Origin of the sequence: Pseudomonas sp. M2, from assembly GCF_015751845.1 — a bacterium.
GTDB lineage: Bacteria > Pseudomonadota > Gammaproteobacteria > Pseudomonadales > Pseudomonadaceae > Aquipseudomonas > Aquipseudomonas putida_E.
Map to the genome: position 1 here is coordinate 862,019 of NZ_JADOUD010000001.1, position 12,235 is coordinate 874,253.

The 12,235-nt window shown below is 61.1% G+C and carries 6 protein-coding genes and 5 tRNA genes; 4 read left to right on the plus strand and 7 right to left on the minus strand.

The window, feature by feature from the left end:
* Window positions 1-6: 6 nt before the first annotated feature.
* The 3 genes from IWW33_RS04115 (at window position 7) to IWW33_RS04125 (ending at window position 9,004) form a co-directional block, all read left to right on the plus strand.
* Window positions 7-5,094, plus strand: coding sequence for an RHS repeat-associated core domain-containing protein (locus tag IWW33_RS04115; RefSeq protein ID WP_196914204.1), 5,088 nt, complete (start codon window positions 7-9; stop codon window positions 5,092-5,094).
* 251 nt (window positions 5,095-5,345) lie between these two features.
* A complete protein-coding gene (locus IWW33_RS04120; RefSeq protein ID WP_119688506.1) occupies window positions 5,346-7,925 on the plus strand; it encodes a fimbria/pilus outer membrane usher protein in 2,580 nt (859 codons plus the stop codon).
* On the plus strand, window positions 7,922-9,004 hold the full coding sequence (locus IWW33_RS04125) for a fimbrial protein (protein WP_119688505.1): 1,083 nt from the start codon (window positions 7,922-7,924) through the stop codon (window positions 9,002-9,004). The genes IWW33_RS04120 and IWW33_RS04125 overlap by 4 nt, the downstream gene beginning before the upstream one ends.
* 107 nt (window positions 9,005-9,111) lie before the next feature.
* On the opposite strand, the gene IWW33_RS04130 is transcribed toward IWW33_RS04125, so the two are convergent.
* The 5 genes from IWW33_RS04130 to IWW33_RS04150 all read right to left on the minus strand — a co-directional run bounded on the left by IWW33_RS04130 (window position 9,112) and on the right by IWW33_RS04150 (window position 9,672).
* Window positions 9,112-9,187, minus strand: a tRNA-Gly gene (locus IWW33_RS04130).
* 85 nt (window positions 9,188-9,272) lie between these two features.
* Window positions 9,273-9,348, minus strand: a tRNA-Gly gene (locus tag IWW33_RS04135).
* Window positions 9,349-9,351: 3 nt separating this feature from the next.
* A tRNA-Glu gene (locus IWW33_RS04140) sits at window positions 9,352-9,427 on the minus strand.
* 91 nt (window positions 9,428-9,518) lie between these two features.
* Window positions 9,519-9,594: transfer RNA gene (locus IWW33_RS04145), tRNA-Gly, on the minus strand.
* A gap of 2 nt (window positions 9,595-9,596) precedes the next feature.
* A tRNA-Glu gene (locus tag IWW33_RS04150) sits at window positions 9,597-9,672 on the minus strand.
* Window positions 9,673-9,990: 318 nt separating this feature from the next.
* Between IWW33_RS04150 and IWW33_RS04155 the strand changes: the two genes are divergently transcribed.
* Window positions 9,991-10,758 (plus strand): hypothetical protein, encoded by a 768-nt coding sequence (locus IWW33_RS04155; protein WP_046786585.1) that lies wholly within the window; start codon window positions 9,991-9,993, stop codon window positions 10,756-10,758.
* A gap of 93 nt (window positions 10,759-10,851) precedes the next feature.
* Here IWW33_RS04155 and IWW33_RS04160 read toward each other — a convergent pair whose 3' ends face one another.
* Window positions 10,852-11,334, minus strand: coding sequence for a GAF domain-containing protein (locus IWW33_RS04160; protein WP_115275595.1), 483 nt, complete (start codon window positions 11,332-11,334; stop codon window positions 10,852-10,854).
* Entirely contained in the window at window positions 11,335-12,222 is an 888-nt protein-coding gene (locus IWW33_RS04165) for an ATP-binding protein (protein ID WP_046786587.1), read from the minus strand.
* Window positions 12,223-12,235: the final 13 nt, after the last annotated feature.

A 12,235-nucleotide genomic window follows, 5' to 3' on the forward strand; every position in this document is an offset into this window, starting at 1 on the left:
CACGGTATGTCTTTGCATTCCAATGCGTTCAACTTCATGAGTTTCGTTCAAGGCAGCGTCGATCCACGCACCGGCCAATATACGCTCGGTATCGATTTGCCGGAGCTCAACGCCAACGCGCTGTGCGGCCCCAACCTGCCCCTGCAACTGGGTTTCAACCCCCTGAACGAACGCAACACCGGCTTTGGCATCGGCTGGAGCTTGAAACTGACCAGGTTCAGCGTGCCCAACGGCATGCTTGACTTGCACACCGGCGAGAGCTTCCATGTCGCCGACAATGGCCCGGGAGAAACCGCCGTTATCACGGAGCGCAAGCTGGAAAGCTTCCAGTTCCGCAATATCAGCGAGGGGGAAAAAAAACGCTTTCGCATCGCGCACAAGTCTGGGCTCACCGAGATCCTTGAGCCACAGGCCCCCAACTTTGAAGTGGCCCTGCCGGTTCGAGTGCTGGCGCCTTCGGGGCATGGTATCGACCTGCTTTACACCCCGGTCAATGGCCAGCCTTGCCTGGCGACGATTCGAGACGACAGCCAGCGCACCCTGCTGAACATCGACTACGGCCGCAACGACCAGGTATTGCTGGACCTGCAACCAGAGACTGACGCCCGAGCCCGGTTCAGCCTGGGCCTGCAAGGCGACCAACTGATCAGTATGACTTTGCCCGGTGCCGACCAGGCCAGATGGGAGTTCAGCTATCGAGCCATCGGCGGGTCGTACTACCTGACCCGCTTGAGCAACCCGGTAGGTGGTGTCGAGACAGTGACTTACAAGGAAGACGGCCACGCGCTTCCCGGGGTTGCACAAACACTGCCCTATGCCGCCGAACATGTTCTCCAGCCCGATCCGCTGGATGAAACAACCCACATGAAAAACACCTACACCTTCAGCAGCAACAACTTTCTGGGCAACGGCGCGGGCGTCACCTGGACCGAAGGCGGCGAAGACAACCTCTACAAATCGACACAGGCCGGCTTCAGCTACGAATCCACGGCAAGCCACTACCTTGATGGCCAGGTACTGCGCACCGTCAAGCGCAGTTTCAACCGTTTCCATCTGATGACCGAACAGGTCACCACCCAGCAAGGCTGCATCGAAACCGTCAGCACCACCTATCACGAACTGGCCAATCGGCAATTCGCAGACCAGCCGAATTATTTCCAGTTGCCGCACAAGGTCACCAAGACCTTCACCCTGGAAGGCAACTCGCAAGACCGTCGCGATGAAACCCAGCTAACCCGCTATGACGCCAGCGGCAATCTGGTTGAAGAAATTCAGGCCAACGGCATGCGCACCGTGCGCGAGTACTATCCCAAGGAGCAAAGCGACGGCTGCCCGGCAGACCCGGAAGGTTTCGTGCGTAACCTCAAGTGCGAGACTGTCTACCCGGCCCCGGTTGATGATGACACGCTGCCAGCAGCCCCGATCAAACGTAATCGTTACCGCTATGTGCAGCTGCCCGGCCTGCGCCAGAGCACTTACAACGCGCTGCCTGATGGCTGGCTCGCGCTCGAGCAGGAAGACACCTTCGCGGTCACCCCCGAGCAGGGCGAGGAACATGAGACGCTGTTGCACAGCAATCATCGTACTTACTTGAACATGCCTGAAAAGCCACTTCTGCACGGCCGAATCGATCAGCATCAGTTCAGCATGAATGGTGTTTCGGCGGGCCGCCGCTGGCGCTATGAGTTGATCAATGACCCTGCAGGGCAACCTACCTGGATGCAGACCCGGGAGACCTACAGTGCGCCGTGCGGCACCCTGGAGGCCACCACTCGTTCGGCACAGTCGATCCTCAGTGGCCAACTGGTCGAAGAGCAAGACACCCTGGGCGTGGTCAACCGCTATCAATACGATGTGCTCAATCGCGTCGTGGAGCACACCACAGCGCCAGACGAACCGGCATACAAGGCGACCCGCCGCTTTGCCTATCCGCGTCTGAGCGAAGACGGCCGCACACGCACCTGCGAAGAAGTCATCGATGCCAAAGGAGTGCTCACGCGCATCGTCTACGACGGCCAGAACCGGCAGATCAGGGAAGAGCGTGAGGTCAGTGCCCCGGGCAACCCGCAACAGCGCCTCCAGTACACTGTGTCACAACAGCGCTATGACTCGGTGGGCCGCCTGATCGGCGAAACCTTCTACGACTACCCGCCTGACATCGTCGGTACTCAGGCGCTAGCGCCAGATGTGACCCGCAACTACAGCTATGGTTACGACGGCTGGGGCGCGCGCAGCGAGGTGCTTCGCCCAGATGGCATCAAGGAGGTGACGCACGCAACTCCTTTCGGTGACGGTGGCGATCTTGTCACTCGCTGGCGCGAGAGCCCGGATGCACCGGGGGTCAAGCAACAGCTACAAGTCAGCCAACTCAATGCCTTCAATAAACCGGTCTTCGAGTATCGCCAGCTCGAGCGGGGCGACCAGCCAGCCATTCAGGCGGGCCGCACGGACTTCGTGTATGACGGGCTTGGCCGCTGTATCAAAGACACGTTCAGTTTCACTGAGAGCAGCACCCAGGCAGCACGACGCGTCACCGAATACGTCTACGACGTTTGGGGGCGTATGGCCGAGACCGTGCGCCCGGACGGCACCGCACTGATCCGTCATTTTGCCCCGCAGAGCACCGGCGAGCTGACCACCTCGCTGCAGGTGCGCAAGGCGGGCGCCAGCGACAGCCAGACGGTTTGCGAGCGAGCGTTCGACGGCCTGGATCGCTTGGCCAAACTCAAAGTAGGCCCGCGGGTAGAAGAATACACCTACCAGGGCACAACCCAGCTGGTGGAAAAACGCACCGCCTACACCCTCCAGAGCACCGCCAAGGGCATGCGCAAGCGGGTGATCGGCTATCAGTACTTACCGCAGTTGACCGCGCAACCCACTCACGTGAACGCCAGTATCGAAATGGATGAGCAGGTACTGACCAACAGCACTCTGCAAGCCAATTTTGCATACGAACCGCTGAGCGCAGACATTTCCACTGCTGGCAACAGCAATGGGAGCCGCGAATACCAGTATTCCGATCAGGGCTACCTGGCAGCAGAATCCTGGAAGGTCGCCGGGCAGCTCAAGCATCACAGCGACTACCGCTACTCGCTGCAAGGCCAAATCAGGGCCCTCGAGCACTCCGATGTCCACGACAGCATCTATGGCCATGACGCATTGGGCCGGGTCACCAGCATCGAGCAGGGCACCCTGCAAGCGGCGTTCGAATACAATAGCCAAGGTTTGCTCGCCTGTACCACCACCCGCGACAGCGCCAATGCCGAGCGCCATGTGCAGTGCACGCAGGACTATGACTCGCTGGGACGCGAGGTAAAACGAACCCTGAGCGCAACCGGCAGTGAAATACAGGTCATCACCCTGACCTGGCTGGACAACGACATGCTGCAAAACCGCACCCTGGAACGCGGTGGTAAAGAGGTACGTAAGGAAACCTTCGAATACGATGAGCTCGACCGCCTGGTCGCGCACTACTGTGAAGGGGAGGCACTGCCGTGCAATGCCAAGGGGCGGCCGATCAGCAGCCAGCTGTTCCGCTTCGATGAGCTGGACAACCTCACCCGCTGCCAAACCGTATTTGCCGATGGCAACACCGACAGGGCTGACTTTACTTATGCCTCCGATGGCAGTTTCAAACTGTCAGGAGTCAAGCATCGGCTGCTTGAGGATTACCCCGAAGAGCAAGCCTTCGACTACGACGAACTCGGCAACATGCTCAATGACGAGCAAGGACGCAAGCTGGAGTACGACGCCCTCGGCCGCCTGCAACGAGTGCTGGATGCCGACGGGCTGACGCCTCTGGTCGAATACCAGTACGATGGCCATAATGTGCTGGTGGGCTCGCTGCACCGTGGCACCCGGCAGGACGCCCGCCGCTTCCTGGGCCAACAACTGCAGTGCACCTCGCAAGACGGTGTGCTCACACAGTACCTGTATGGCGCAAACCAACCCTTGGGGGTACAGCGCTACCCTACAGATCCCGCCGCCACGCAACTGCTGCTAAGCGACCTGCCCGGCAGCGTCATCGGCGAATGCGATGCTGACGGCACCCGCCATGCAGACTATAGCGCCTACGGCGAACGGCCTGAAGACAACGGCATGCGCAGCCTCCTGGCATTCAATGGCGAAGCCCGCGAGGAGGTACTTGGCTGGTACCTGTTAGGCAGCGGCTATCGCGCCTACAACCCCGCGCTGATGCGTTTCCACAGCCCGGACTCGTTTAGCCCCGAAGAGTCGGGAGTCAACCCCTACCTGTATGCCCTGGGCAACCCAGTCAACTGGCGCGACCCAACCGGGCACCGCTCTGAGGGCGTTTCGCCGCATCGCGATCCCCCCTCGTATGTCGACCCGCCCGAGAAGCCGAAGACGCCGTGGAGCGCATGGTTGGGGGTGGGCATCGCCGCTTTGATGCTGGGCGTATCAGTAATCACGATGCCTTGGACGGCACCGGCGAGCATCGGTATCACCCTCGGTTATATTGCAGGAATAGGCGGAGTAGCTGCCAACGCAGCGGCGCTAGGCATTCAAGCCTACTTGACGGCGACCAACGACGATAATGCCAACTTGGGCTACATCGCCTATGGGCTCAGCTTTCTGGGCGGCTTCGTCGGGGGTGTGGGGATCAATAGCGTCCGCGCTGCACTGCGCACAGCCAGGGCCGCCCAATCCGCGAAGGCGATGGCCGGTTATCAGGAGGCGAAAAAGAACTTCTTCAAGTATGCCAACGACCGCTACGCCCGCAAGAACTCAGGAAATTCGCAGACGCCGCCAGATTCACCGGCCGCCAACCGCCAGGAGTCCCAGCCGTTCGGCCAGGGGCCCCAGCACCGCAATTCGTCAAGTTCGTCAGACAACTTTGAAGGGCCGGGTCCGCAGACCAATGAAAACCATCAGTCGCCCCCACATACCCCTCCAAGCTCTCGCAGGAATCCGCAGTCGAACAACTCTCAAAAGGGTGGCGGTTCCAATACCGTTCCCGAATCAGTGCCGCCCAGTCCATGGAGACCGATTCCGGCTGACCTTACCTTAGTAGGTCTAGGTCAAAAAATAGCCTGGAGAAATAACGGCACGGAGTGGAGGATCGTATCGAGTTAACAAAAGCGTTAACTGATATGAACTCCCGCTGCGCATTGCGGCGGGAGTTCATTGCATTACGTGGACGACTCCACTGCAAAGCAAAGACCTTTCCTACATCCCACCTCCCCGCGCCAGCCTAACCTAGCGCCCTCGAACACGCTGTACCCAGGCCCTGATGCGGCCGGTACGCCGCTGCTCAACCCACGCACCACACATCGCTCACCGACCGCGCCCAGGCATTGATCGGTAGCGCAGTTCAGGACCCTCCCATGCTCCAATTTGACCGGCGCAGGCCTCTGCCGTCGCGCCTGCGCTTCGCCCTGCAACCGCCATTGATGGGCGGTTGCCTGACCCTGGTGCTGAGCGCCCCCTCTCTTGCCGCCGACCTTCCTGCACAGTTCCAGGCAGGCTTCATGCGCCAACCCCCTGGCCAGGCGGCAGAAGCCGGTGCGCTCGCGCTGCAGACACTGGCGGCCCAGACGCCGCTGACAGCAGGGCGCTATCGCGTGGCACTGCTGGTCAACCTCACGCCCGTCGAAGAACGCGAGATCGAATTCCATGAGGCCACCCAAGGTACAGGCCTGCAAGCCTGCCTGACCAGCGAACTGTTGCGCACTCTGAACCTGCGTGAACAGGCACTGGAAACGCCCCTGCCCGACGACGATCGCTGTGTCGACCTGCCAGCGCTGATCCCGCAAGCGAGCGTCGATTTCGACCCGTCGCAACTGCGCTTGTCGCTGTCCATTCCACAGATCGCCCTGCGCCAGGACCGCTCGGGCAACGTGCCGCAGGAGCGTTGGGATACTGGGATCAATGCTGCCTTCGTCAACTACCAGGCGTCTGCCCAGCACAGCACCAGACGCGACGGGCGCAACTCCAGCAGCCAGGACCTTTACCTGAGCAGCGGGCTCAACCTGGGGCCCTGGCGCCTACGCAGCCAGCAGGCCTTGCGCGAGAATGAAGAAGGCCTGCGCCGCTGGACACGCACCGACACCTACGCACAGCGCGACCTGCCCGGCCTGTATGCCAACCTCACGCTGGGTGAGACTTTTACCAGCGGCGAGGTATTTCGCACCTTTGCCTTCTCCGGTGCACGCCTGGCCTCGGACCAGGGCATGCTGTCCGACACCATGCGCCAATACGCTCCGGTAATCCGCGGTGTCGCACAGAGCCGGGCCAAGGTCGAAGTGCTGCGCAGCGGGTTTGCAATCTACTCGACCTACGTCGCGCCCGGGCCCTATGAAATCGATGACCTGAGTGTCGGCTCCGGCAACGGTGAGCTGGAAGTCGTGGTCACGGAAAGCGATGGCCAGGTCAGCCGTTTCATCCAGCCCTATTCATCGCTGGGCAGCCTGTTGCGTGAAGGCGTCTGGCACTACACCGCCACAGCCGGCAACTACAATGGCGCGAAGCACCTCGACAACCCGCGCTTCTGGCAGGGCACGCTGGCCCGCGGCGGCGCCTGGAACACCACCCTCTACGGCGGCGTGCTCGCCAGCGACCATTACCGCGCCACAGCACTGGGCATGGCCCGTGACTTTGGCGAGCTGGGCGCGCTGTCACTGGATGCCACCCAAGCCAATACAGACTTGGGAAGCACGCTTGGCCGCGTCCAGGGGCAAAGTTATAGCCTGCGCTATGGCAAGAGCTTCCAGACCCGCACCAGCTTGCGCTTTGCAGGCTACCGCTATTCCACCGAGGGCTATCGCGACTTTGACGAGTCCGTTCAGCAGCGCTATGCCGATGCTCGGTTTGCAGGCAGCCGGCGCAGCCGGGTCGAAGCCTCGATGTACCAGAACCTTGGGCGCAGCAGCTCACTGAGCCTGACGCTGTCCCAGGAAGACTACTGGCGCAGCGACTATCAGCGCCGCCAGTACCAGCTGCAGTACAACACACGCGTGGACAAACTGGCGATCAACCTGTTCGCCTCTCAATCGCTTAGCGCGCGCAATACCAACAGCCGCTTGTTCGGGGTAAGCCTGAGCCTGCCGCTTGATTTCGGCCGCCGCCCGCACACCGCCTCGTTCAGCCTGCAACATTCCGACGGCAAGCACAGCGAGCGGGCGAGCCTGCAGGGCGGCCTGCTGGATGATCGTCTCAGCTACCATGCTTCGCTCGCCAGCGACCAGAACAACCGCCAGAGCGGCGCTGTGGCGCTCGCGTATCAAGGCAGCCAAGGCAGCTTTGGCGTGGGTTACAGCGAAGCAAACGACCAACGCAGCCTGTCGCTGAACGCCAGCGGTGCGCTGCTGGTACATGCCGACGGCATCGCCTTGGGCAGCTACCTGGGCGAGAACCCTGCCCTGGTCCATGTTCCCAACGTCGCCAACGTCGGTGTGCAGAATGCGTCCTCGGCACGCACCGATGAGCAGGGCTATCTGCTGGTCTCACACCTGAACCCCTACCGGATCAATTCACTGGTGCTGGACACCGACCAGCTATCACCCGAAGTGGTCATCGACAATGCCAGCCAACAAGTGGTGCCTCGCCGGGGCGCAGTGATCAAAGCCCGTTTCGATGCACGCAAAGTGGTGCGCATGGTCCTTACCCTGCAGCAGCCCGACGGCCGGCCGCTGCCGTTCGGCGCTCAGGTCAGCGATACCCACGGCCAGGCACTGGGTGTGGTCGGCCAAGCCGGACAAACACTGCTGGCCACCACCGAACCCGGCCAGCAGCAATTGCAGGTGCACTGGGGCGACATCGAAATCCAGAAATGCCATGTGACGCTGGATGCACGCGCGATGCCGGTCAGCGACGGCTATCGCATGCAAACGATCGATTGCCTACCGCACTCAGCTGACGACACCGACCCGGCTTCCGCCAACGCCCCACAGGGACACACCTCATGACCTCATCTTGCCGCAGCCACCTGCACCCACTCGCTTTGATCCTGTGCAACCTGGCGCTCGGCCTGGCGTCCACCAGCGCCCACGGCAGCTGCGCATTTGCCGCTGGCGGCCCCACCTACCTGACCTTTCAAAAAGACCTGGGCACGTTCTGGGTCCCGCGCGACGCCCCGGTCGGAGCACTCATCGGCAAAGCCAACCTGTTCGCCCGCAATGAACAGGGCACTACGCTGCAATGCTTCTATAATCCCGTCACCCCGGTGACCGCCAGGCTTCTCAACACTGCACCGTTGTTCAGCGGCAGCCTGCCACCGGTCGACGGCAAAAACGTCGATGGCCATGTGCTGCAAACCAACATCCCGGGCGTGGGTGTCTACATCGATATGGGCATCCCGTACAATGGCGCTAGTAGCAACAGCTTCACACCGGACGACGGCACTGCCATTCCCTACTCCGGGGCCATGACCCAAGATACTGTGTTCGCCGCGCAACTGAGCGCGATCAACGGCCAAGCGCTGTTCATCAAGACCGGAGATATTGACCCAGGCCCGCAGCGGGTCAGTGGAGAGATGTTCCATGGCTTTGTCCACGACCTGGGCAAGGTGCTGGATTATCGGCTAACAGCGACGGTCAATCGCGCACAGTGCACCCTCAAAGCCGATGCGGTCAGTGCCGACCCTGTCCTGCTGGGCGATCACAAGGTAGATGACTTCAAGGGCGTCGGCACGCACACGCCGGCCACCCCCTTCCATATCACCCTCAACGATTGCCAGGACAACAGTACGCCGGGCGCCAAACGCGCAGATATCTACCTGCAACTCGACGGTGTCCGAGGATCCAGCGCCATTGACCCCGACCAAGGTCTGTTCAGCCTGACCACCACCTCGGATGCTGCAGGCATCGGTATCCAGATTCTACGCGGCGACGGCTCACCGATGCCCTTGGAGGCCGACCAATTGGTCAAAGAGCTTGACGTCGGCCTGACCCGCCTGGACTTTCAGGCACGCTACGTTCAGACCGCCCCAACGGTTAAACCTGGTGTGGCCGAAGGCGCCTTGAATTTCACCATCACTTACCGCTGAGCACGGCATCGCCCCTGCTCCAGGGGCATCGGCGTACTCACGCCGTCCATGGCAAAAAATCCAGACGCAAAAAAAGGGACCAGAGGTCCCTTTTTTCGTCTTACATTTGGAGCGGGAAACGAGACTCGAACTCGCGACCCCGACCTTGGCAAGGTCGTGCTCTACCAACTGAGCTATTCCCGCATTGTGAAGCTTTACCGCTGTCGGCGCGAAGCGTCTTGACGACCTTCACCACCACTGCACCGCATAGACGCCACAGTATTTAAACTGGAGCGGGAAACGAGACTCGAACTCGCGACCCCGACCTTGGCAAGGTCGTGCTCTACCAACTGAGCTATTCCCGCAAATGGCGTCCCCTAGGGGACTCGAACCCCTGTTACCGCCGTGAAAGGGCGGTGTCCTAGGCCACTAGACGAAGGGGACACACAACACTTTTCAGTGCACCAGATTTGAACCTCACGATTCACCCTGGGTTTTCTTTTCCTGCCCCGCCGTGAGGCGCTGCCGGAGAAACTGGAGCGGGAAACGAGACTCGAACTCGCGACCCCGACCTTGGCAAGGTCGTGCTCTACCAACTGAGCTATTCCCGCAATGGCGTCCCCTAGGGGACTCGAACCCCTGTTACCGCCGTGAAAGGGCGGTGTCCTAGGCCACTAGACGAAGGGGACACGCTACAAGCATTACTGCCTGCTTTCACTTCCTGCCGCGTTTCGCTTTGTGCTTTACGCTGCAAGTGGCGCGCATTCTATGGATGCCTTGAAAGGTCGTCAACCCTTTTCTAGAAATTTATTTAAATCAATGACTTCGCTCTCTATATAGGGTGCTCGAAAGGCGTGCCCAAGGATTGGCGTTGATTTTCTGGCGGGCTGAACGCAAAGTGCCATCACTGGAGAAATCCGGCGACGAGCCGACACAGAGTCACGTGGCGCCCTGGCTGGCCTGTTCGCTACACTCTCAATGTAAAACTTCCTGATGAGGCGTTAACGGTGACACCACTTCTGATCACACTGCTCATCGTTGCGGGTATCGCGTTGCTGATCGTGATCGGCTACCTCAACAACGTGGTCGAGAACAGCAAACTGGAGCGCGCGCGGCTGAAGATCGAACTCGCCGACCGCGTACGCCGCTGTGGCGAAATCACCGAGACCTTCCCCGGCCAGTTCATGACCCCGGCGCTCAAGCTGTTGCTCACGCGCCTGGAGCTCAACCTCGATCAGCGGCAACTGGCGCTGGACAAGAACAATGCCGAACTCAAAGCACGCATCGCCGAACTGGAAGGCCTGGTTGCCCAAGGCGAGCGAATCCCGGTGAACAACCCGCCCACCCCGATCCTGACCGAGGCCAAAGCCAAGGATGTGCGCTTCTTGCTGGAGGCTTTACACACGCAGATCGTCAAGGCCACCCAGGAGAACGTCCTGCAAACGACCGAGGGCAAGCATTGGGTAAAGGAGATTCGCCACCTGCTGGTGCTGCTGCACATCGAGTTCTTCAACAACCTGGGCCAGCAGGCGTTGCAGCAAGAGCAACCAGGCCAGGCGCGCCTGGCGTTCGAGCGCGGTGTGCAGTATTTGCGCAAACAGCCTGAACCCAAGGTATATGAAGAGCAGCTGACCTACCTGGAGAAACTGCTGGCCCGGGCCAATGCCCAGGTGCTGGACCAGATGGAGCCGGCCGAGAATGACGAAAACGCACTGACCCAAGGGCTCAAGACAGACCAGGAAGAAACCTGGAAAAAGCGGGTCATCTACGATTGATGTGAACAACGCCGGCAAGCCACAGATACAGCGCAGCCCCTGTAGGAGCCGGCTTGCCGGCGATGGGCTGCGCAGCAGCCCTGATAACGCAGGCTAGCAGTCGGTCAGCTCCAGGAAGACCGCCGCCAGCCGCTCCAACCCCCGCTGGTCCGCTTCACTGAAGCGCGCCAGCTTCGGGCTGTCCAAATCGAGCACACCAATCAGCCTGCCCTCCTTCACCAGCGGAATCACCAACTCACTATTGGATGCGCTGTCACAGGCAATATGCCCCGGGAAGGCGTGCACGTCTTCCACCCGCTGGGTCTGCCGAGTGGCCGCCGCCGCACCGCACACGCCGCGGCTGAACGGAATGCGCACACAAGCCACCTGGCCCTGGAACGGGCCCAGCACCAGCTCTCCATTACGGTTGAGGTAGAACCCGGCCCAGTTCAGGTCGTCCACCTGGTTGTACAAAAACGCCGAAAACTGCGCGGCATTGGCGATGAAGTCACGCTCGTCGGCGAACAGCGCCTGCACTTGCGCAGCCAGCAGGTCGTAGCCATCGAGGCCGGCGCCACTGGCATTGAGGTCGATCATTTATTTCTGCTCCAACAATTGCAGCCCCACCCAATAACGGGCGAACTGGTAGGCACAACGGCCATTACGGTTGCCGCGGCCGGTAGCCCAGCGCACGGCGAGGATGTCGAGTGCTTCGTCACGCTGCCAGGCCAGGCCGGCAGAGCGCGCCAGCTGGCCTATCCAGTGCTCGACCACATCGAGGAAATGCTCCTGGGTGAAGGGGTAAAACGACAGCCACAGGCCAAAACGGTCGGACAAGGCGATCTTGTCTTCCACCGCCTCGCTGGGGTGCAGTTCGCCGTCGACGCGCTTCCAGTTTTCGTTGTCACTCTCTTTTTCCGGCACCAGGTGGCGGCGGTTGGAGGTGGCGTACAACAACACGTTGTCCGGCGCCTGCTCCAGCGAGCCGTCGAGCACGCTCTTGAGCACCCGGTAGTCGCCCTCCCCGGCTTCGAACGACAGGTCGTCGCAGAACAGGACAAAACGTTGCGGCAGCTTCTGCAGTTGCTCGACCACACGCGGCAAATCAGCCAGATGGTCACGCTCGATCTCGATCAGGCGCAGGCCGGCTGCGGCGTGCTCGGCCAGCAGCGCGCGCACCAGCGACGATTTGCCCGTACCACGCGATCCCCACAGCAGCGCATGGTTGGCCGGCAGGCCATTGATGAACTGATGGGTATTGCGGCCCAGCTGGTCACGTTGCTTGTCGACGCCGATCAGGTCGGTCAGCCGGATGTCCAGGCTCACTTGCAGCGGCATCAAATAGCCGGTACGGCCATCGCGCTGCCAGCGGGCGGCCAGCGTAGTGTTCCAGTCGATGTCCGCACGCGGTGCCGGCAACAGCGGCTCAAGGCGCGCCAGCACGGACTCTGCGCGTTCCAGAAAAGCATTCAAGCGGGCGTCCATGACGACTCCTAGC